The following is a 23168-nucleotide window of genomic DNA, read 5'->3' as shown; positions in this document are numbered from 1 at the left end:
TAAAATAAATTTAAATAAAAATGAAAAAGTTAATCATATTCGCATTAATAGCGACAGTCGGAATGAACTTTTCTTGTTCAGATAGTTTCTTCGACATACAGCCCCAGGGTGCGGCATCCTTAACCTCTCTTTCTAATAAAAATGGAGTAAATGCCCTATTGATTGGTGCATACTCACTATTAGATGGTGTTGGAGCAGGAAATACAGGCCGTCAATCGACCATTTCAAATTATGTATTTGGTGGTATTACATCAGGAGATGCCGTAAAAGGAACGGATGCTGGTGATCAGCCAGAGCAAAGTTACATTGAACAGTATAACTGGTTATCAGACAATACCTATTTCTTAGGTAAATGGCAACATACATATGATGGAGTTGCTCGTGCAAATGAAGCAATTTTATTAGCGAAAAGTGCAGATGTAAAAGACATGACTGAAGCAGAAAAAACACAAGTTGTTGCTGAAGCACGTTTTTTACGTGGTCACTATCACTTTGAAGGTAAGAAAATGTGGAACATGATTCCTTACATTGACGAAACCATTTACAAGCGTGATGATCCAAATTCAACTAAAGTTGCCAATGATCAAAACATTTGGTCAAAAATTGAAGATGATTTCAAATTTGCAGCTGCTAATTTACCAGCAACTCAATCTCAAAAAGGTAGAGCAACTAAATGGGCTGCGATGACATATTTAGCGAAAGCTTATATGTTTCAAAGAAAATTTGACTTAGCTAAAACTTTGTTATTGGATGTTTTACAAAATTCCGGTAAAAAATTAGCTCCAAATTATCATGATAACTATAGAAACATCACCAACAACAACATTGAGTCAATATTTGAGGTTGAATTCTCTGTAAATGATGGATCTACTGGTAACAATGGTAACGCAGGAGATAACTTAAATTGGCCATATCTTGGAACTGCTCCAGGTGGTGGATGTTGTGGATTCTATCTTCCATCTCAAAACTTAGTAAATGCATTCAAAACTACTTCTGACGGTTTACCTATGATTGGAAGTAACAAAGCTGGTTTAGAAGACACTTACAATAACGTTGATTTACCAAACGATCAAGGGATTAAAACTAGTGATGCATCTTGGAGTTTAGATAAAACTGTTCCTGTTGATCCACGTTTAGATTGGACAGTAGGACGTCGTGGTGTTAACTTCTTAGATTGGGGTCCAATGCCAGGTCAAACTTGGATTCGTGACCAAAACTATTCAGGTCCTTATACAGGTAAAAAATGGATGTATTACAAAGCTGATGAAGGAAGTTCAACTCACTCTACATCAAAACGTGCAGTGAATAACAACTATCGTTTATTGAAACTTTCTCATGTAATTCTTTGGTTAGCAGAAATTGAAGCAGAAGCTGGAAATTTAGACAAAGCAGAAGAATATGTTAACATGATTCGTGTTCGTGCCCAAAAAGGTTCTGTTCAAGATGCATCAGTTAACTATGTTGTTAACCCTTATCCAACTGGAACATTTGCATCTAAAGGAAAAGATTACGCTTTAAATGCAGTTTACATGGAAAACCGTCTAGAATTCGCTATGGAAGGTCACCGTTTCTTCGACTTAGTACGATGGGGAATTGCTTCCGATTTCTTGAATAAAATGTATATTCCAAAGGAATCAACGAATGGTACAGACATGACAGGAAGAACTTATACTAAAAGAGGTTATATGACAGGAAAGTCATTTACATCTAAAAATAATTACTTCCCACTTCCAAATGATGAGATCTTAAACTCTCAAAAAGATGGAAAACCAACTTTGAAACAAAATGATGGATATTAATTCATCTTTGTTTTAAAATTAGAAAAAGGTCAGAACTCACATTCTGGCCTTTTTTTTGTAGAAAAGAGAAAAGCGAAGAGAGAAGTGAGAAAAGTATAAAACCTCTTACCACTTCTTACCTATTACCTATTACCTATTACCTATTACCTTTTACCTCTTACCTCTTACCTATCATATTTTTCTCTATCTTTGAAATAAAAAAACATGCTTTCAGAATCCTTTGACCAAATAGTTAATCGTAGAAGATCCAATAGAAGATTTGACCCTAATCATGTCGTTTCGGATGATATCATAGAAAGAAGTTTACAAAGAGCTATCCTATCCCCCAATAGCAGTAATATGCAATTATGGGAATTCCATTGGATAAAGAGTCCAGCAGCAAAACAACGCTTCCATGAGTTATGTTTGAGTCAATCTGCCGCCAAAGACCCTAGTCATTTAATTGTATTTGTTACGAGACAAGACCTGTGGTCGCAAAGAGCTAATTGGAATCTAAATAAAATCAAAGAATCCATTCAAGGTGAACCCAATAAAATGGAAAAGCGCGGATTACAATATTATGGTAAACTCATGCCAATGATTTATAGAAGTGATTTTTTTGGCATAAATACCTTGATTAGAAAGAGCATTTGTTTTTGGATGGGATTACGAAAACCTTTCATGCGTTTTGGTGGAAAAGCTGATCAAAGAGTCATGGTGCATAAATCTTGTGCTTTAGCAGCTCAAACTTTTATGCTATCCATTGCAGCGGAAGGCTTAGAATCATGCCCCATGGAAGGATTCGATGCTAAGCGAGTTATGAAAGAATTAAACTTGCCAAACGGCGCAGAAATCAATATGATTATTGCTGTCGGAAAAGGAACAGAAGAGGGTGTTTGGGGCAAAAGATTTAGGGTTCCTTTTGAGGAGGTAGTGGTGAAACATTAGTAAGTTATTAGTTATTAGTGTTTAGTTATAACTGATAACTAAACACTAATAACTAAGATTATCTTACATCACTAAATGATCTTTCCATATAAATCAAACTCCTCTGCCTTCTCAATTTTTACTTGTACAAAATCACCTAAGCGAGCATATTGTTCTGCAGAGATTAAAACTTCATTATCCACCTCTGGTGAATCGAATTCAGTTCTGCCGATGAAGTAGCCACTTTCTTTTCTATCAACCATAACTTTGTAGGTGTTGCCGACTTTTGCTTGGTTCAATTCCTCTGAAATACCTTGTTGCAATGCCATGATATCATCCGAACGTTCTTGCTTCGCTTCTTCAGGAACGTCATCTTCTACCAAATAGGCATGCGTATTTTCTTCGTGTGAATAGTTGAAAATTCCCAATCGATCAAAGCGCATTCTTTCTACAAAGGAATATGTTTCTTCAAAATCTTCTTCTGTTTCTCCAGGGTAACCGGAAATCAAGGTAGTTCTTAAGGCAATGCCAGGAACGGATTCTCTGATTTGATGAACAAGTTCTTCGGTTTTTTGACGAGTAATTCCACGACGCATTCTTTTTAAAACTGCATCAGATCCACTTTGTAATGGCATATCTAAATACTTGCAAATATTTTCTCTCTCTGCCATGGTAGAAAGAATTTCTGTAGGAAATCCAGCCGGATATGCATATTGCAATCTAATCCATTCAATCCCGTTAACATCCGATAGACGCTCCAATAACTCTTTTAATTGACGACCACTGCTTCCACCGCTTTGTTTGAAATCGAGGCCATAAAAAGTTAAATCTTGTGCAATTAATATTAATTCTTTGGTACCTTTTTTTGCTAAAGAGCCTGCTTCTTTTACCAATTCATCCATGGGTCTTGAAACGTGTTTTCCACGCATCAATGGAATGGCACAAAAGCTACATGGACGATCGCAGCCCTCTGCAATCTTCAAATACGCATAATGCGCCGGAGTTGTCAATAATCGCTCTCCAACTAACTCGTGCTTATAGTCAGCTTTTAGTGCTTTTAATAAACGAGGTAATTCATTGGTGCCAAAAAAAGAATCAACCAATGGAATTTCTCTTTCCAAATCATCTTTGTATCGATGGGAAAGGCAACCTGTTACATATAATTTATCGATTTTACCTGCTTCTTTGGCATCTGCATAACGCAAAATAGTATCGATGGATTCTTGTTTGGCATTATCAATGAAACCGCAAGTGTTAATTACCACGATATTGGCTTTGTCTTTTTTTGCTTCGTGCGTAACATCTAAACCATTACCTTTCAATTGAGTAAAAAGCACTTCGGAGTCCACAAGATTTTTGGAACATCCTAAGGTGATAATATTGATAGACGGCTTTGGTGCGACTTTGGTTTTCATACGAAAAATTAAATGAGATGCAATTTACGATTTTTAATTCAAATAGCTTTGTATCTCTTTTTACATTCGTACAGGATGATTGGTGTTATTGATTTTTTTGGTATTCGTGATAGATAAAATGAATACTTTTAGTAGTATTGTATAATTATAAACGAAAAAAATTCTATGAAAAAATTTATTCTAACAAGTGCCATTGTTGCCATGGCTTTTAGTTCATTTTCTCAATCTATTAATAGTTTAAGTAAGCAAGAGAAAAAGGATGGTTATCAATTATTATTTGACGGTAAAACATTTTCAGGTTGGCATACTTATGGCAAACCTGGTAAAATAGGTGCTTCTTGGTCGGTTGAAAATGGCGCTTTTGCCTTTGATGTAATGAAAAAGGAAGGTGGCGATTTGGTTACAGACGAATCATTCGAAAATTATGATTTTTCAGTCGATTGGAAAATTTCTCCGAATGGAAACTCAGGAATTATTTTTAATGTGACAGAAGATCCAGTTAAATACCATAGTACGTATAATACAGGCCCAGAAATGCAAGTTTTGGACGATGCTGGTCACCCAGATGGAAAAATCAATAAGCACAATTCTGGCGACTTATATGATTTGATTAAGTCATCTGAAAGAACTGTTAAACCCGTTGGCGAATGGAATACTGCACGTATTGTAAACAACAGAGGTTTATTGCAGTTGTATTTAAATGGCGTAAAAGTGGTTGAAACTAGATATGATGATGAAAATTGGAAAACAATGATTGCCAATTCAAAATTCAAAACTATGCCTGGCTTTGGTGTAAATATGAAAGGTCATATCGCACTTCAGGATCACGGAAATCCTGTTTGGTATAGAAATATTAAGATTAAGAAATTGTAAGATGTATGATGATGTAAGAGGTAAGAGGTAAGAGGTAAGAGGTAATAGGTAATAGGTAAGAGGTAAGAGGTAAGAGATAATAGGTTAAATGTACAAATTTTTCGACCTTTGACTTCGACTCCGATCAGCAATCCGTCTTTTACCTTTTACCTCTTACCTATTACCTCTTACATCTAATACCTTCCCACCGACTCATCCACCTCTCTAGCCCAGGCATCAATGCCTCCTGTGACATTGTAGAGGTTTTCAAATTGATATTCTTGTTGTAAAAAACGGATAACACTCGCAGAACGCATTCCATGGTGGCACATGACAGCTATTGTAGATTCTTTGGGAATCAAGGAGACACTCTGAGGTATTTTTCCCATTGGGATGTGTAAAGCTCCTTCCAGCTTAGCAAGTTCTAGTTCATCATCCTCCCGGACATCCAAAACAAAAGTAATCGATTGATTGATTAATTTTTCATTCAACTCCTCTACTGATATTTCACGAATTTCGTCTTTCTGAAATTTCTTGGGGAAAATGCTATTTTCTGCATTTTTTGAACGTTGTACTTTAAAAAAATGGAATGTCATATCTCTTGCATCCCAGCGCATCAAAGCCCCATTGCATTTTGATTCCATTCCAGCTAAATAAAATATTACCTCCTTCGCTTGAAACAATCCCATCATACCGGGCAAAAAGCCCATCACCCCTACTTCGTCGCAAGTGGGAATTTCCATTTTTCCAGGTTCTTCCGGAAATAAACACCGATAAGTTGGACCTAAATCTCCATTGGATTTTTTGGCATTACAGACACTCAACAAGCCCTCCCAAGAATGAATGGCTGCATATACAAAGGGTTTATTGAGGGAAACACAGGCATCATTGATTAAATACCTCGCATCAAAACTATCCGTGCAATCGACAACTAAATCGTAGTCTGAAATCAATGTCAAAGCATTTTCGGCATGTAAATATTCCGTCTGCCCTGTCACTACAATAGAAGGATTTTGGATACTTAATCGATGAACAGCAACTTCTACTTTGAACTTTCCGATATCATTCTGAGTAAACAAAACTTGGCGCGCCAAATTAGACAATTCCACTTGGTCAGCATCTAAGATATGGATATGACCGATGCCAGATGCGGCAAGATACATCAAAGCTGAACTAGCTAAACCTCCCGCACCAACTACCAAAATTTTCGAATTTTTGAGCACTAATTGCTTCTCTAATCCCCATTCTGGCAATTTAAGCTGCTTTTGGTAGCGAATATTTTCTTCGGAATTCAACATAATTGTAAACAAAAAAAGCCTCTTTGGATTTCAAAGAGGCTAATTTCGTAAAAAATTTAAAATCTAAACAGATAAAGTACCTTTACGAGCTGCTTGGATCAAAGTTTTTTCAAAACCATTTTTGTTGATCGTACGGATTGCCTTAGCAGAAACCTTCATACGAACCCAAACACCTTCAGACTCTAAGAAAAATTTCTTTGTCTGCAAGTTTGGATAAAACTTACGTTTTGTTTTGTTATTAGCGTGAGAAACATTGTTTCCTACTTGTGTCTTTCTTCCTGTTAATTGACAAACCTTTGCCATAATATCTAAAGTTAATTGGCGTTAAGCCTTTGAATTATATTTGTTACAAAATCGGATTGCAAAAGTAGCGTTTTTATAGGAAAGATGCAAGAAGATTTTAAAAATGAAATGAAAAAATCGAGAATATCCTTTGTATGAGAAATCTCATTCGACGAATCAACATTATTTTTAGTAAAAATATTATCTTTGAAAATGGCAAAAAAGAATTCTGAAAAATCCATCGTTAAAAAAGTTATATCATCACTCATTTGGCTCGGAACTTTGCCTTTGTGCTTGTATACGCTTTTAACATATTTACTAAGTTATTCTTTAATCATAGACCATTGGGTGGCGGGATTCATTATGATGTCTATGCCCTACGCGCAAATCCTGTGTTTTATTTCTCTTATCTATTGGATATTTCAAAAAGCAAAAAGAGCACTTTTGCCTTTGATTGTTCTCGTTTTAGGATACAGTTTTATTCAAAGAAGCATTGCATTTAATACGCCAAAAGCTAATTTGGAGGCATCTATCAAAGTATTAAATTACAATGTATATGGAATGTATTCAAACGATTATGAAGACAATAAAGAAAAGTTAGATGAATTAAAAAAGTTTATTCGGGATTACAATGCCGACATAAAATGTTTTCAAGAATTCTATTCAAACTCCGACAGAAAGGCTTTTAGAACAATAGACTATTTAAAAACTGAATATCCACATTACGCTTTTATCCCTTTAAAAGAAGAGAATTTTGATCGAAATGAAAAAATGGGAATTGCTATTTTCTCAAAATATCCGATCATTCATAAAGAAGGCAAACAATTCAATAATACTTCGAATGGTTACTTAATGACAGATATTGCTTTGGAAAAAGACACGATAAGAGTCATTAATTTACAATTATGGTCCATGGGTATCCGTGTAGGTAAAGTAACTGGAAAAATACGCGACCAAGATTATGAGGATGCAAAAAAAGAAGGCAGAGGAATTTTAGCCTCCTTGAAAAAAGGGTTCATCCATCACAAAAAAGAAATGGATCAAATCAATCGATTGATTCAACAAAGTCCTTATCCAATCATTGTAGTAGGCGATTTAAATGAAACTCCTTACGGCTGGGCTTACGGTACCATACGCGAGCGACTTAAAAATGCTTTTGAAGAAGCAGGAAATGGGTTTGGATTTACGCTCAATCGCAGTCCATATGCAGTTAGAATTGATAATCAATTTTTTTCTAACGAATGGGAAGTTTTGAATTTTCAGACTTTATCAAACATCAAATATTCTGACCACTTTCCAGTTGTTGCAGATTATCTATTAAAAAAATAAGCTAATCATTAAAATCTACCATGGATTCAAAACAAAAAAATCCCCTTTGGAAAGTCCTTGGTATGGGTTTTGGAATCGCTGTCACCTTAGGTGGAACTGTCGGAACAGGAATATTAAGAAAACCGGGACCTATTGCTGACCAATTACAAAATCCATTACTGATTTCATCACTTTGGGTCTTTGTAGGAATCTATGCTTTGTTAGGTGTCAGTTGTGTTTTGGAACTTAGTCTTTCCCTTCCAAAAGCGGGAGCTTGGTATGTGTATGCGGAAAGAGCATTTGGCAAATACATCGGATTTTTAGTTGGCATCAGTTCTTGGTTAGGAACTGTAAGCGCATTGGGTTTTGGGGCCTATACTTTCAGTGAATATGTAGGAATTTTCTTCCCATGGGTCGCTAACCATTTAAGTTTTTCCGCTATTGCCATCCTATTTTCATTATGGCTTTTTCATCAATTGGGAGTCGTTTTAGCTGGCAAATCACAGGAATGGTTAAGTGGCATCAAGGCCCTTGCACTGATTATTTTCATCATGATTTGCGCAACCAAAGGTTCGGGAGGAGTTTGGAATGAACATCCAGCAAGTCCAACAGGTTTACCCTTGTGGTCTGGAATTATGACAGCATTATTATCCATTTTCTATGCATTTGACGGTTGGCACACTGCCGCCTATTTTACCGAGGAAAATAAAGACCCAGTTAAAACAATGCCTAAATCGATGTTTATTGGGGTAATAACCGTAAGTGTCATTTATCTTTTGATCAATGTATTCATCATGTACAGCCTTTCTTTGGAGGATTTAAGGCATAGCAAATTAGCTGCTGCAGATGCGATCACTCACCTTCTGGGAGCTGATTTTGGAAGATGGATTACTATTTTTTTAATGCTTAGTATCTTTGGAATTCTCAATACTCAAACAATGTTTGCTCCTCGTGTTATTTATTCGATGAGTAGAGATGGATTATTTTTTCAAAAAGCAGGCCAAGTTAACAAAATGGGTAGTCTCTATTTTGCTACACATTTAACCATCGGATTGGCTTGTTTATTGCTATTAGCTGGAAAAGAAATCAATGAAAAACTTTCCGATATCGCTACATTTTTCTTTGTAGCTAGTTACTTATCTGGCTTTGCCGCTTTGATTCAATTAAGACGCAAAGAACCTGAATTACCTCGGCCTTATAAAGTATGGGCCTACCCTTTCGTACCCATCTTGTTATTTATTATTTCCCTCGCATTCCTAATCGGCACTATTTTACAGAACCTTGAAAGTGGTGTTTATGTGGGAGTTTTTGTTTTAGTGAGTTATGGGCTTTTTAGAGGGAAGAGGTAAGAGGTAAGAGGTAAGAGGTAAGAGGTAAGAGGTAAGAGGTAAGAGGTAAGAGGTAAGAGGCTTTTCTCTTTTCTCTTTTATCTTTTACCTCTTACCTTTTACCTTATTTCCAGCATTTTTTCTAAAAAAGCAATGACTGATTTTTTGCTTTTGCTGACTGGCTGATTGGAGAGATTAGTTAATATACTGAAAACAAAAGTTCGGCCTTTTTGATTTTGGTAGAATCCTGACAAATTGTAAGTATTTGAAAAAGAACCTGATTTAGCCCAAATTTTAGCTTTAGGATGCATTAATTGGACATTTTTCAATGTTCCACTTTTACCTGATTCAGGAAGTAAGACTTGTAAATGATCCATTCCCACTTCTTGGTGCAAGGCTTTTAGAACATGAATCAAATCTTGCGGTCGAAATAAATTATACCTAGATAAACCTGAGCCATCTACCCATTTGACAGATTGTAAAAAATCCTCCGAATACTCTTTTTTTAATTGTGCAATAATTTTATCCGTGGGCCCCTGCCAATTTTTTTGAGCTGCAATCACATAAAGTAATTGCTCTGCAATGTGATTATCGCTTTCATAAAGCATTGGAATCAAGAGACTATCTAAATGATTCGAATAAATCAGATGAGATTTTGAATCAAAATCTTTCGGCTGATAAACCACCTTCCTATGTAAGGTGTCTTGTAATAATTGAGCTGTTAATTTGGTAGAGGTTAAAAATGGAACCCATTGCTTAGCTCCTATTTTTGCTTCACCAGGCAGTTCTAATCGATTTACATTTCGATCTCTCACGACTCCTTTTCGAAGCAAAGTTGTTGCACTTCCTTCTGTGAAAATATTGGGACTTATCATCCATGCATTATTCCCTTTTTTAACGGTCATCAAATTTCCATAGATCGGTAAAGTATTTATCTCTGCAGAATAATAATCATTATAATCATCCCATGACCATCCTTCACCCAAAGGTTTGGACCAATTAGCCTGATCTGAATAAACCAAAACTTGATTTTTTTGTGCCAAATAGCTTAATAAAGTAGAATTTTTAAATCCATCTCTTAAAAGTGTAGGCTCTCCTGTACCCCAAAAAAACAAGGAATCTTTGGTTTCTTGAACTCGGACAAAAGGAATGGAGTCGGACAAAATACGTTTTGCCATCAAAAAAGTTAACAATTTCGCATTAGAAGCTGGCATGAAATATTGATTGGAATTCAAATCAACTACTTTTTGACCGGTCTTTATATCCTCAATCAAAATTCCCATATAGGCATTTGAAAGTCCAACCTCTGTCAAGGTTTTAGACATTTTTTGCTGAGCACAAGATCCCAAAAATAGTAATGAGCAAAATAAAATCAATAATCGAAATGGAGTCATTTTTAGAATTAGCCTTTTAAACCATAAAGGTAAAATTTAATTGGAATTTATGTATTTTCGGAATCAATTTTATCCCTATGCTGGTCGCTTTTGTTGTCTTATACCTTTTTTCCAATCTCGCAGTAGGTTGGTGGGCGAGTCGAAAAGTTCATTCTACGCAAGATTTTGTGCTAGCTGGAAGAACTTTACCGATGAGTTTGGCTATCATGGTGACATTTGCTACATGGTTTGGATCGGAAACGATGCTGGGTGCTCCTATGGAATTTGTCAAACATGGTGTCTTAGGAGTGATTGAAGAGCCATTCGGGGCAGCATTGAGTTTAATTCTTGTAGGAACCTTTTACGCCAAAAAATTATATCCCTTAGAAGTTCTGACCTTTTCCGATTTTTTCAGACAACGATTTGGCGTATTTTCAGAGCGACTGTCTGCGCTAATTATGGTTCCCTCCTATTTTGGTTGGATTGCCGCACAATTGGTAGCTCTTGGTTTGACATTGCATTTATTATTACCGATTTCGAAAGAAATAGGTATCGTTATTGGTGCCTTGATTGTTATGACTTATACCCTATTAGGAGGTATGTGGTCCGTCACTGTCACCGATTTTTTTCATAATATTTTATTGATTTTAGGCTTAGTCTTTTTGTTTTATTTATTGAGTAGGCAAATTCCAGATTGGCAATTATTTATTGATCAACAACCCAAAGATTTTTTCCGTTTTACCCCAAAAACGAATCATTGGACCCATTGGCTCAACTATTTAGGTGCATGGATGACGATTGGATTAGGTTCTATTCCTGGACAAGATATTTTCCAAAGAGTCATGGCTGCCAAAAATGTAAGAATTGCCAAAAGAGCGAGTATTTACGCAGGAATCATGTATTTAACCATTGCAATGTTACCACTTATGATCAGCTTGATGGCAGTTCGATTGTATCCAAGTTTATTACAAAGTGATAGTTTATTGATTCCCAATTTGGTTATGCAATTCACCCCTTATGCCATGCAAGTCCTGTTTTTAGGAGCCTTGCTTTCAGCTCTGCTAAGTACTACCAGTGGCGCCATTTTAGCCCCTTCGAGTGTCTTGGGGGAAAACATCATCAAACCATTATTGAAAAATGCAAATGATAAAGCTGTGTTACGCATCATTCGACTTTCGGTCGTTTTGGTTACCGTAGCTTGCGTCTTTTTAGCGATTTCTCGACAAAATATTTTTGAATTAGTTGGTGAAGCCTCCGCCTTCAGCTTGGTTTCACTTTTTATCCCATTGAATGCAGGCTTATTTTGGAAAAAATCCAAACCATTAGGCAGTCATTTGAGTATGACTTTTGGCCTAATCGTTTGGATTTATTTTCATTTTTTTGAAACCATTGAAATTCCAGCTGTATGTTTGGGACTTTTAGCTGGAGTAATAGGCTTATGGATAGGAAATTTAATTTCTTCCCAAAAATAAGGGTTTAGCCCATGTTATGATACACATTTTGAACGTCATCATCTTCTTCCAAACGTTCAATCAATTTTTCAACATCAGACACTTGTTCGTCGCTTAATTCTTTGGTTTCATTTGGAATACGTTCAAAATCTGCACCCATTAATTCAAATCCTTTTTCTTCCAAAAATTTCTGAATTCCACCGAAAGCAGTAAATTCTCCGTAAATATTGATTTGATTCGTTTCTTCATCCAAAAACACCTCATCTACTCCTAAATCGATTAATTCAAATTCCAACTCTTCTAAATCGATTTCTGGTTTGGCAGCAATTTTAAATACCGATTTACGGGTAAAAATAAAATCCAGCATCCCTTGTGTACCCAAGCTACCACCACATTTATTAAAAGCAAGGCGTATATTAGCCACCGTTCTATTGATATTATCGGTTGTAGTTTCTACCAAAATAGCGATACCATGTTGTGCGTATCCTTCGTAAACAATTTCTTTGTAGTCTTCCTGATCCTTAGAAACAGCTCTTTTAATGGCTCTTTCTACGTTTTCTTTCGGCATATTAACAGCCTTAGCATTCTGAATAATGGCACGTAAGCGAGAATTACCTACAGGATCCGAACCACCAGCTTTCACCGCAATAACGATATCTTTTCCAATTTTAGTAAATGTCTTCGCCATTTGGCCCCAACGCTTAAACTTTCTTGCTTTTCTAAATTCAAATGCTCTTCCCATAATTTAATTCGATAAAATTTCTAGAATGCAAAAATAAAACAAGCAAATGACATTTCTAAAAAAATGTTTTTTGATGTATGATGTATAGAGGTAAGAGGTAAGAGTTAAGAGGTAAAAGATAAGAGGTAAAAGGTAAGAGGTAAAAGGTAAGAGGTAAGAGGTAAGAGATAAGAGGTAAGAGGTAAGAGGTAAGAGGTAAGAGGTAAGAGATAAGAGGTAAGAGATAAGAGGTAAGAGGTAAGAGGTAAGAGGTAAGAGGTAAAAGGTAAGAGGTAAAAGGTAAGAGGTAAGAGGGTTATATATTTTCAAAAAAGCTAATATATTAACTAAATACAATAATATTTCGTATATTTGTTTAATATATTAGCTAATTATGAGGTCTTTTTCTATTGAAAAAACATTTAAAGATGTTTTATTAGAGACTGCAGGCAAAGTTAAAAGCCTTCGCAAACAAGCGCATTACACGCAAAAGGAATTTGCAGAACGTAGTGGGGTTTCATTGGGCAGTTTAAAGCGTTTTGAAAATACGGGTCAAATTTCATTTGAATCACTTTTGAGGTTAGTCAATGTACTTCACAGATTAGAGGATTTTGATAGGCTCTTAAAAGTAGATCAGGATATTCAAAGGTTAGAAAAACTATTTAGCAAATGATTTCATCCATCGAAAAATTACTAGTATCCATCGATTTCGGATCTAAATTTTTAGATCTCGGGGAATTGATTTTGGACAGAAAAAAAGTTTATTTCAAATATCTAGACCAATTTTTAGACGAGAAACTTAACATTTCTCCCTTTAAATTACAACTAAATAATTCTATACAAAGCTGTGAAACAACTATTTTTGATGGACTCCATGGAGTCTTTGGCGATTCATTACCAGATGGTTGGGGCCGACTTTTAGTTGATAGAAAATTACAAAAATCAAGAGTTAATCCCTACGATGTAAATCCTTTGAACCGACTAGCAATAGTTGGAAAAAATGGCCCAGGTGCATTGATTTATCAACCGATAATCGAAAACGAAATAGTATTAAATCCGAACCAAATTTCTGGATTAGATGAAATTTCAGATGAAATTCAATATTTACTGAAGGATGAATCGACAAGAATTTTGGATCAATTATTTATATTAGGAGGTAGCAGTGGGGGGGCAAGACCCAAAGTAAACTTATTTTACAATCCTAAAAGTGACAAATTTTCCTTTTCAGATTCAGGAATTTCACAAACTAATTTCGAACATTGGATAGTCAAATTCCCTTCAAGCTTCGACCCAAAGGATATAGCTAATATTGAATACGCGTACTATTTAATGGCAATTGATGCTGGCTTAAAGATGAATGATTCTAAATTATTTCAAACACCTGCTGGAAATTATTATTTCGGAACAAAACGTTTTGATCGAAATAAAAACGAACGACACCATCTACATTCTGCTGCAGGAATACTCCATGACAATTTCCGATTGAGCAATATTGATTATGGGCACTTAATGGATTGTGCTTTTAAATTAGAAAGCAACGTTTCCGCTTATGAAAACATTCTCAAATTAGCTGCTTTTAATGTTTTTTCTCATAATAGAGATGATCACAGTAAGAACGTTTCTTTTTTGATGAATGCAGAGGGAAATTGGACCTTAGCTCCCACTTATGATTTAACTTTTTCTACATCATCTCACGGATATCATAGTACCTCCATAGCTGGTGAAGCTCAAAATCCTGAAAAGAGTCATTTGCTAAAATTGGCACAAACCTTTGGCATAAAACATGCCAATCATCTTTTAGACCAAGTCCAATCTTCCATCCAAAAATGGAATCAATTTGCTGACGAGGCAAAAGTATCTAAAATGAGTAAACAAAGAATAGCTAAAATTATTGTTAAATAAAAAACCTATTACCTTTTACCTCTTACCTTTTACCTCTTACCTCCCCCCTGTCCTGCTTCAATAATGGCAATAAAGTATAAGAATCACTTTTTTCTTTTCTATTTTTGTATTCAAATGATACAATATGATTAGAAACCTATTTATACTCCTTTTTTCTCTTTTGACTTTCAGTCTACATTCTCAAGTCCAAAAAAAGAATGAGAACTTCAAAATGAACATCAAAAAATTGAATGGCGCAATCAAAATCGATGGTTTATTGACTGAAGATGCTTGGAAAGAAGCGGCGCAAGTGAGCGATTTTGCGATGTGTACTCCTTTTGACACCTTATGTTCTCCTTTGCGAACGGATGTCAGAATGACATATGACGACAAATACATCTACATTTTTGCAGAATGTTTTATACAAGCCCAAAAAAGCTTTGTGGTGGAATCCTTAAAACGTGATTTCAATTTTGGGAATAATGACAATTTCTTGGTCTTCATTGATACGTTTGACGATAAAACAACGGGATTTTCTTTTGGAGCCAATGCAGCAGGTGCGCAATGGGATGGTCAAATGTCGGAAGGGGCCAAAATGAATTTAAATTGGGACAATAAATGGGAATCGGCAACTACCTATAACAAAACATCTTGGACCTTTGAAGCTGCCATTCCTTTTAAGTCGATCCGATATAAAAGCAATTCAACTCGCTGGGGAATTAATTTTAGTCGCCTAGATACGCGAGCTAAAGAAAAATCAGCTTGGGCACCCGTGCCGCGACAATTTCCAACTGCCTCTTTGGCTTATGCGGGAGTATTACAATGGGACGCTCCGCCGCCAACACCTAAAACCAATGTTTCGATTATTCCTTACTTATTATCTGGTGTTTCAAGTAATTACGAAAATACTTCGCCAGTTGGATATCAAAATAGAATTGGTGGCGACATCAAAGTGGCCGTAAGTTCTAGTTTGAATTTGGACATGACAATCAATCCAGATTTTTCACAAGTAGATGTGGATCGCCAACAAACGAATTTAGATCGATTTGAGTTGTTTTACCCAGAAAAACGCCAATTTTTCATAGAAAACTCCGATTTATTTGATGGTTTTGGAATGGAAAACTTACGACCTTTTTTCTCACGCAGAATTGGTTTAGCCTTGAACACCAAAACAGGAATTTATGAACAAACTCCTATTACTTATGGGGCACGTTTGAGTGGCAAACTGACCAATGATTGGAGAATAGGCGTATTAAATGTACAATCTGACCGCATTGATGCCAAAGGAGTTCCTACTCAGAATTATTCCATGATGGCCTTGCAAAGAAAATTATTCGCTAGATCCAATTTAGGGATTTTCATGATTAATAAGCAATCTTTCATTGATACAGATTTACAAAAACAAAATGGTTTTTTAGATTACAATCGAAATATTGGAATTGAATACAATTTAGCTTCGGCAAATAATTTCTGGACGGGTAAGATATTTTATTACAATGGTTTTGGGCCAGCAGACAAAAGCAAAGACTTTGCCCATGCTGCTGCCTTGGCGTATCGCGACAATAATTGGATCTTGAGTTGGAAACACCAATGGGTAGGAGAAAATTACAATCCAGAGGTAGGTTATGTTCCTCGAATGAATTATTTCCAAGCGAATCCTGAATTGGGTAAAATATTCTATCCTAAAAATAAATTAACCAATTTGTTCTATACGCAAGTGCGCTTGAACAGCTTAAATTATTGGAACAATAGTGGAGGAAGAACAGACAATACAACCTATTTAGCTTTTGAGGGATACATGAAAGATCGCTCGAGTTTTTCTGCCTTTTTGGCCTATGATTATGTCAAATTATTATATGATTTTGATGCAACAAGGATGGGAAATACTCCTTTGAAAAAAGGATCTGAACATTCTTGGAATTCATTGAATGTGTTGTACCAATCATCCCCTATCAAACTTTTCACTTATACAGGTTCAGCTCGTTTTGGTGGTTATTATGGAAATGGTAGTCGATTTGGCTTTACCGGTGAATTTGGATACCGCTTTCAACCTATTGTAAGTATGTCGGTTGCTTTGGATTATAATGACATTCGGGATGTTCAGGTGCCTATCGTTCAATCTGACAATACCATCAAAAATACCATCGCACAAGCTCAGTTTTGGATCATTCGTCCAAAGATCGACTTTACGTTTACCAATAAATTATTTTTCACCACATTTTTTCAAATTAATCAACAAACCAAAAACATTAACTTAAATTCTAGGTTACAGTGGAGATACAAGCCTGCTTCGGATTTATTTATTGTTTATACGGATAACTATTTCCCTGAAAATTTTCAAATAAGAAACCGGGCCATAGTGTTGAAATTAAATTATTGGCTTAATTTGTAAACTAAATTTAAAAATACATACCATGAAAAAGTTATTATTCCTTCTTACAACATTATTAAGTTTCTCTGTTTTGGCTCAACAAAAGCCAGTAGCTTCTCCTCCTGCCGTTGTTAAACAAAAAGTAGGTGATGTAGAAGTGATGATTAAATACGCTCAGCCCTCAGTAAAAGGCCGTTTGGTATTTGGTACAAAAGAGCAAAAAGCCCTAGTTCCCTATGGCGAAGTTTGGAGAACAGGTGCTAACGAAGCTACTACCATCGAATTTTCGAAAGACGTCACTATTCAAGGAAAAACCTTGGCAAAAGGTGTTTACTCTCTTTTAACAATTCCTGGAGAAAGCGACTGGACCATCATTTTCAATAACGATTCAAAAATGTGGGGAGCTTACACGTATTCTGCTGCAAAAGATGCTTTGCGAGTAAGTGCAAAAGCTAGTTCAGAATCAGCCTCGACAGAAATGATGACAATTAGTGTTTCACCTTCTGGACAAGTAAAAATTGCTTGGGACAAAACTTCTACTTCTTTTTATGTAAAATAAATCGAAAAACTTTCCTAAAAGCGGTGCCGAAAGGTGCCGCTTTTTTTTATTGTCAAAAATTCGTTTGAAATACTGAATGCTTTGGCTATTTTTACTTCGTTTTGCAAAAAACCCAAAGGTTAAATCTCAAATTTTAGGTATATGAAAAAAGTATTAATCGCAGAGGATAGTTCAGTTATTCAAAATTTAGCTAAGAAAATTTTAGAATTTCAAAATTTTGAAATTCATGCAGTTAAAAATGGTCAACAAGTCTTGGATGAATTAGCTAAGGCTGATTTTGATATTATTTTATTAGACATAAATATGCCTGTGATGGATGGCATGGAATGTGCAAGAGCCGTAAGAGCATTATCTGATGCCAAAAAAGCTAAAATTCCGATGATTGCAATCACAGGTAACGCAAGAAATTACACAATGGAAGATTTCAAAGCAGCAGGATTTGATGATTTTTTAGCAAAGCCTTTGAATTTTGACGCCTTAGTTACGCAAGTAAAAGCTTTAACAGAATAATTATATGCATCCGATGAAAGTCACCTTTCTCGGAACTGGAACCTCGCAAGGGATTCCGATGATTGCTTGTGAATGTGAAGTTTGCCAATCGACAGATTCTCGTGATAAGCGCCTACGTGTTTCTATGCATATCGAAACAAACGGCAAAAGTTTTATCATCGATACTGGACCTGATTTTAGACAACAAGTTTTAAGAGCAGGCATCAAACGGCTAGATGCCATCATTTATACGCACGAACACAAAGACCATACCGCTGGAATGGATGATGTAAGAGGCTTTAATTATGCACAAAAATCTTCCATTCCATTATACGCCCAAAAAAATGTCATTGAGCAATTAAAGCGTGAATTTGCTTATGCTTTTGACGAAAATAAATATCCGGGTGTACCCGAGATTGAGGTAACTGAAATTGAAAACCAGGCGTTTGAAATAAATGGAATTCCATTTTTACCCATTCTTGTAAAGCATTTTTTCTTGGATGTTTTTGGTTATCGAATCAACGACTTTACTTATATCACAGATGCCAATGCTATTTCCGATCCAGAATTAGAAAAAATAAAAGGATCCAAAGTTCTGGTCATTAATGCCTTAAGAAAAACAAGCCATGTGAGCCATTTTACTTTGGAAGAGGCCTTGGAAATCATTCAGAAAATCAAACCTGAGCAGGCATATATTACACACATTAGTCATCAAATGGGACTTCAATCGGAAGTTCAAAAGGAATTACCGGCCAACGTTTATTTAGCATACGATGGTTTAGAAATTAATTTATAATGAATGATTTAAAAGCAATTTTGTTTGACATGGATGGTGTCATTGTAGATAATCTACCTTATCACGTCGATGCATGGCTATTGTTTTGTGAAAGAAAAGGTATTCCTTTGACACGTGATTTATTCTACAAGGAATTAAACGGGATGAACTCGAAAGACACGTTTGAATATTTTTATAAGCGAGAAATGGCTGGAGAGGAATTATACCTTTTGGAAGAAGAAAAAGAAAAGATTTACCGAGATTTTTACAAAGACTTTCGCAAAGCAGCAGATGGACTTATCACTTTTTTAGATCAATTAAAATCGGAACATATTTTATGCGCTTTAGCGACTTCTGCTGGACAAGGAAATATTGATTTTATTGTAGATGGATTGGGAATCAGAGATTATTTTCAAGTAATTGTGGGAGGTGGAGAAGTAAAAAAAGGCAAGCCAGATCCTGAAATTTATTTAAAAGCTGCTGATAAATTAGGGGTTAAATATAGCGAATGCTGGGTCATTGAAGATTCTCTTCAAGGCATAAAATCAGGTCAATCGGCAGGTATGAATGTGGTTGGTATCACGACTTCACATACACAAGAGGAACTTGCTCATACCCAAATTCAGGCACCTAATTTCATTGGCTTATTCGAAAAAATACAAGCCTATTTAAACCGTTCATAAATTGATATGAAATCTTTATCGATTATTTTCTTTGTATTCTTATTTGCTCCCACCCTTTTCGCACAGAAAAAGGCCAAAATGGATATGATACCAGGGAAAATGATTGTGGATTATGCTCCTAGTTTTTACGAAGGTGAAGAAAGGAAAATCCCTGAAGGATACCAATCGAAAATCATCGCTGAATGGAACGAAGTATCAAAAAAAGCCATATTTTCGACCCAACAAAGCGAAGCTAAGGCACAAATCATACTTACTTTTCAAACAACACCTCCAAGTAATGTCAAAGCTATTTTTGAAAAAGCGGCAGAAACTTGGTCTAATTTAATAAGTTCTGATGTACCCATTCATGTATTGGTGCAATGGGCTTCTTTGGGAAAAAACATCTTGGGTAGAGCTGGAGCTACCGCACATGTGAGAAATTTTATTGGTGCGACTCGTTTAAATACCTATTACCCTATCGCATTGGCAGAAAAAATGGCTCATACTAATTTAAATGGAGACTCGCCAGATATCGTTGCTACGTTTAGTCAGGATTATCCCTCTTGGTACATAGGTACAGGTTTGCCGAAATTACCCTCAAAACCAAGCTCCACAGATGGTGAAATAGATTTGTATTCTGTCGTTTTACATGAAATGGGTCATGGGCTTGGATTCATCGGGCAAATTGATGTAGATGCAGCAGGAACAAGTGCGGAGTATAGTGCGGCTGAAATATTTGATCAATTCATTACGAATACCAAAGGTACTTCATTGACCGACACGACAGTGTACAAAAATCCATCCACAGCTTTAAAAACACAAATTACTACCTCTCAAAATTTAATACTAAGTTCTCCGACAATTAATAAAAACGTTCCAAAAAAAGCCTATTTATATTCTCCAACTACTTTCAATGCAGGATCAAGCATCTACCATGTGGACCAATACACTTATCCTGTTGGAGATCCTAATGCCTTGATGACACCCTTTATTGCACAGGGCGAAATTACAAGGTCTATTGGCCCCATTGTTTCATCTGCCTTTGCGGATTTCGGTTGGAAATCGACCAATATCATTACTCAACAATACAAGGATACGGAAGAAATAGGCAAGGATTTTATTTTTGAAGCTAAGGTTTTTTCTGATACATTGATTGACGAATCAAGTTTCAAATTGATGATAGCTGTTAATTCATCTATTACAAGCGCTGTCGCCTACACTCCAAAGAAAATAGCTACTAATACATATCAAGTCACTTTACCTAAAACAAGTACATCTAAAACCGTTTCTTATTATTGGACCATCAATGATGTCGCAGGTAAAAAATATACGACTCCCGCAGAAGCTCCAATTATAGCAGGAACAAAATGGGGCAGTTTTTATGATGTCAATATTGTAGAAAAAGATACAGCAAAGCCCACGGTTGTTTACGCAAATCCAGTGAAATACATATTTCCCATTGAATTGGACGTCCCTTTGCCAACCTTATATGCAGATGACAATATTGGAGTAGATACTGTTTACATGGAATATTCCATCAATAATGGTTCTGTTATTCGTCAAGGTTTAAAAAAATCATTGTCAGAGGAATTTGCTTATACCAATGCATTTAAATTCAGTCAAGGACAACTGAAAGCGGGAGATATCATTAAATATCGAATTGTCGTCAAAGACAAAGCCAAAATCCCCAATTATGTGTACAGTCCAAGCACTGGCAATTACGACATCAGTGTCATCAATTTGCAAAGTGCAGTAAAAGAATATAGTACGACCTTCAACAATGGCCCCTTTTCTGATTTTTATTTGAAGGGATTTAGCATTTCTCAGGCTTCGGGATTAAACTCATTGAGTTTAAACTCAGCCCACCCCTATGCAGATGGTGCGGAAGATTTTGAAAATGGCACTGCTGGAGAGGATAAGTTTACCAACAACGATGCGGTCCTTTTAAAACCCATCACTGTTAGATCAGATACTTCCAAAATTTATTTCAAAGAAATTGCCTTGGTTGAACCTGGTGACACTGGTGAAAACTTTTTAAATTCAGATGGGACGATTAATCGCAGCTTTTTTGATTATGTCATTGTACAAGGTTCAAGGGATTTTGGTAAAACATGGGTGAATTTAAGCGATGGTTGGGATGCTCGAAAAGAATCCATTTGGTTAAGTACTTGGAATAAGTCATTTGATAAATTGGGCAATTCAACAGCCAAGGCAACGCCCGATTTATATAAATCGCATGAAATAGACATCCTTGAAAGTGGTTATTTCAAAGCAGGTGACCAGGTAATTCTTAGATTCCGTTTACATGCAGATGTTGGTGCCAATGGTTGGGGTTGGAGCGTTGAAGATTTAAACATTCAGGGGCCTAAAAAAACGATAAATGATATCATTTTAGCAAAAGCTGAAGAGCCCAAAGAAATAGGCATCAACCTTTTTCCCAATCCGAATGCTGGTGAATATCGATTAGAACTAGAATTCAAAGATGTTACATCCAAAAATGCACTCATATTTGTGAGGGACATACAAGGAAGAGAGTTGAGTATAGATCAGGTTGAAATTAATAATGCTTATTTTGAGAAAAATTACTCCTTCCAACATTTAAGCAATGGTATTTATTTTATCGAAGTACAAGTAAATGGACAAAGTTATGTCCGAAGAATGTTTATTGTCAAATAAAGAGATTGCATTTAGTATTTTTGAAGCAATTGATTTTACTTATCTTTGTAACCCGTTCTTTTTAAAAGGGAAAAACTATACGATTATGTCTTGGTACACAAGAAAAGATAAAGGGATTCAAACCCCTACTGAATTTAAAAGAGAGGCTCCAGATGGACTTTGGTATCAATGTCCCTCTTGTAAAAAAGCATTACACACCAGAGAGCATCGATTGTTTGCTTATACATGTTCAAATTGTAATTATCACGAGAAAATTGGTTCTCAAGAATATTTTGAATTATTATTTGACCAAACAAAGTACACAGAGATTGACCCAATGATGGGTTCAGGTGATCCACTTGAATTTACTGATACAAAAAAATACACAGACAGAATCAAGGCTACTGAATTAAAAACAGGGCTGAAAGATGCCGTTCGTTCAGCACATGGTGAAATGAATGGACATCCGATTACGATTGCAGCCATGGATTTTTCATTCATTGGTGGATCAATGGGTTCTGTGGTTGGAGAAAAAATTTCAAGAGCGATTGACTATTCTTTGGAACATAAGCAACCCTTTTTAATGATTTCTCGTTCTGGAGGTGCACGTATGATGGAAGCAGGATTTTCCTTGATGCAAATGGCAAAAACTTCTGCTCGTTTAGCCTTGTTAGCAGAAGCTAAAATACCTTACATTTCATTATTGACGGATCCAACCACTGGAGGTGTAACAGCTTCTTTTGCGATGTTAGGCGATTTCAACATTGCTGAGCCTGGTGCTTTAATCGGTTTTGCTGGACCACGCGTTATTCGTGAAACCATTGGTAAAGATCTTCCCAAAGGATTCCAAAGTGCAGATTTCGTTTTAGAACATGGATTCCTTGATTTTATTGTAGACAGAAAAGATTTAAAAGATAAATTAACTTCCTTGATAGGGATGTTGAAATGAGGTAAGAGGTAAGAGGTAAAAGGTAAGAGGTAAGAGGTAAAAGGTAAAAGGTAAAAGGTAATAAATTCTACATTCTACATTCTAAATTCTACAT

At 35.9% G+C, this 23168-nt stretch carries 20 protein-coding genes; 15 read left to right on the top strand and 5 right to left on the bottom strand.

Annotated features, from left to right (window positions below; genetic code table 11):
* Positions 1-20: 20 nt before the first annotated feature.
* Positions 21-1799: a RagB/SusD family nutrient uptake outer membrane protein gene (locus tag V7S79_RS10310; protein ID WP_459490508.1), complete on the top strand. Its 1779-nt coding sequence runs from the start codon at positions 21-23 to the stop codon at positions 1797-1799.
* A 204-nt stretch (positions 1800-2003) separates the two neighbouring features.
* Positions 2004-2726 carry a nitroreductase family protein gene (locus V7S79_RS10305; protein WP_459490507.1) on the top strand — a complete coding sequence of 241 codons (723 nt, stop codon included), beginning with the start codon at positions 2004-2006 and terminating at the stop codon, positions 2724-2726.
* A 71-nt stretch (positions 2727-2797) separates the two neighbouring features.
* On the opposite strand, the gene rimO is transcribed toward V7S79_RS10305, so the two are convergent.
* On the bottom strand, positions 2798-4120 hold the full coding sequence (rimO, locus tag V7S79_RS10300; RefSeq protein ID WP_459490506.1) for a 30S ribosomal protein S12 methylthiotransferase RimO: 1323 nt from the start codon (positions 4118-4120) through the stop codon (positions 2798-2800).
* Between the two features lie 165 nt (positions 4121-4285).
* On the opposite strand from rimO, the gene V7S79_RS10295 reads away from it, so the two are divergent.
* Positions 4286-4993: a 3-keto-disaccharide hydrolase gene (locus V7S79_RS10295; RefSeq protein ID WP_459490505.1), complete on the top strand. Its 708-nt coding sequence runs from the start codon at positions 4286-4288 to the stop codon at positions 4991-4993.
* Between the two features lie 173 nt (positions 4994-5166).
* On the opposite strand, the gene V7S79_RS10290 is transcribed toward V7S79_RS10295, so the two are convergent.
* The gene (locus V7S79_RS10290; protein WP_459490504.1) at positions 5167-6270 is read right to left on the bottom strand and encodes a HesA/MoeB/ThiF family protein; all 1104 of its coding nucleotides are present in this window, start codon (positions 6268-6270) and stop codon (positions 5167-5169) included.
* A 63-nt stretch (positions 6271-6333) separates the two neighbouring features.
* Positions 6334-6573 (bottom strand): 50S ribosomal protein L28, encoded by a 240-nt coding sequence (gene rpmB / locus V7S79_RS10285; protein ID WP_459490503.1) that lies wholly within the window; start codon positions 6571-6573, stop codon positions 6334-6336.
* A gap of 192 nt (positions 6574-6765) precedes the next feature.
* Here rpmB and V7S79_RS10280 point away from each other — a divergent pair, with 192 nt between their 5' ends.
* Both V7S79_RS10280 and V7S79_RS10275 read left to right on the top strand, forming a co-directional pair.
* Complete coding sequence (locus V7S79_RS10280; RefSeq protein WP_459490502.1) at positions 6766-7881, top strand: endonuclease/exonuclease/phosphatase family protein; 1116 nt, start codon at positions 6766-6768, stop codon at positions 7879-7881.
* A 20-nt stretch (positions 7882-7901) separates the two neighbouring features.
* The gene (locus tag V7S79_RS10275) at positions 7902-9209 is read left to right on the top strand and encodes an APC family permease (protein ID WP_459490501.1); all 1308 of its coding nucleotides are present in this window, start codon (positions 7902-7904) and stop codon (positions 9207-9209) included.
* Positions 9210-9307: 98 nt separating this feature from the next.
* Here V7S79_RS10275 and V7S79_RS10270 read toward each other — a convergent pair whose 3' ends face one another.
* A complete protein-coding gene (locus V7S79_RS10270) occupies positions 9308-10582 on the bottom strand; it encodes a D-alanyl-D-alanine carboxypeptidase (RefSeq protein WP_459490500.1) in 1275 nt (424 codons plus the stop codon).
* 77 nt (positions 10583-10659) lie between these two features.
* On the opposite strand from V7S79_RS10270, the gene V7S79_RS10265 reads away from it, so the two are divergent.
* Complete coding sequence (locus V7S79_RS10265; protein WP_459490499.1) at positions 10660-12033, top strand: high affinity choline transporter 1; 1374 nt, start codon at positions 10660-10662, stop codon at positions 12031-12033.
* Between the two features lie 4 nt (positions 12034-12037).
* Here V7S79_RS10265 and V7S79_RS10260 read toward each other — a convergent pair whose 3' ends face one another.
* Positions 12038-12754 carry a YebC/PmpR family DNA-binding transcriptional regulator gene (locus tag V7S79_RS10260; RefSeq protein ID WP_459490498.1) on the bottom strand — a complete coding sequence of 239 codons (717 nt, stop codon included), beginning with the start codon at positions 12752-12754 and terminating at the stop codon, positions 12038-12040.
* A 373-nt stretch (positions 12755-13127) separates the two neighbouring features.
* Between V7S79_RS10260 and V7S79_RS10255 the strand changes: the two genes are divergently transcribed.
* The 9 genes from V7S79_RS10255 (at position 13128) to accD (ending at position 23074) form a co-directional block, all read left to right on the top strand.
* Entirely contained in the window at positions 13128-13406 is a 279-nt protein-coding gene (locus V7S79_RS10255) for a helix-turn-helix domain-containing protein (RefSeq protein WP_459490497.1), read from the top strand.
* A complete protein-coding gene (locus V7S79_RS10250; protein ID WP_459490496.1) occupies positions 13403-14635 on the top strand; it encodes a type II toxin-antitoxin system HipA family toxin in 1233 nt (410 codons plus the stop codon). Before V7S79_RS10255 ends, V7S79_RS10250 begins: the two co-directional genes overlap by 4 nt.
* A gap of 211 nt (positions 14636-14846) precedes the next feature.
* Complete coding sequence (locus tag V7S79_RS10245; protein ID WP_459490495.1) at positions 14847-17006, top strand: DUF5916 domain-containing protein; 2160 nt, start codon at positions 14847-14849, stop codon at positions 17004-17006.
* 22 nt (positions 17007-17028) lie between these two features.
* Positions 17029-17544 carry a DUF2911 domain-containing protein gene (locus V7S79_RS10240; protein ID WP_459490494.1) on the top strand — a complete coding sequence of 172 codons (516 nt, stop codon included), beginning with the start codon at positions 17029-17031 and terminating at the stop codon, positions 17542-17544.
* Between the two features lie 141 nt (positions 17545-17685).
* Positions 17686-18054, top strand: coding sequence for a response regulator (locus tag V7S79_RS10235; protein WP_459490493.1), 369 nt, complete (start codon positions 17686-17688; stop codon positions 18052-18054).
* A 13-nt stretch (positions 18055-18067) separates the two neighbouring features.
* Complete coding sequence (locus tag V7S79_RS10230; RefSeq protein ID WP_459490586.1) at positions 18068-18829, top strand: MBL fold metallo-hydrolase; 762 nt, start codon at positions 18068-18070, stop codon at positions 18827-18829.
* Positions 18829-19491: an HAD family hydrolase gene (locus V7S79_RS10225; protein ID WP_459490492.1), complete on the top strand. Its 663-nt coding sequence runs from the start codon at positions 18829-18831 to the stop codon at positions 19489-19491. The genes V7S79_RS10230 and V7S79_RS10225 overlap by 1 nt, the downstream gene beginning before the upstream one ends.
* A 6-nt stretch (positions 19492-19497) precedes the next feature.
* Positions 19498-22146 (top strand): T9SS type A sorting domain-containing protein, encoded by a 2649-nt coding sequence (locus tag V7S79_RS10220; RefSeq protein ID WP_459490491.1) that lies wholly within the window; start codon positions 19498-19500, stop codon positions 22144-22146.
* An 85-nt stretch (positions 22147-22231) separates the two neighbouring features.
* Positions 22232-23074 carry an acetyl-CoA carboxylase, carboxyltransferase subunit beta gene (accD, locus tag V7S79_RS10215; RefSeq protein WP_459490585.1) on the top strand — a complete coding sequence of 281 codons (843 nt, stop codon included), beginning with the start codon at positions 22232-22234 and terminating at the stop codon, positions 23072-23074.
* Positions 23075-23168 lie beyond the last annotated feature (94 nt).

It is taken from the genome of Aquirufa sp. ROCK-SH2, from assembly GCF_054558315.1.
This window is presented reverse-complemented; position numbering and strand designations above follow the sequence as displayed.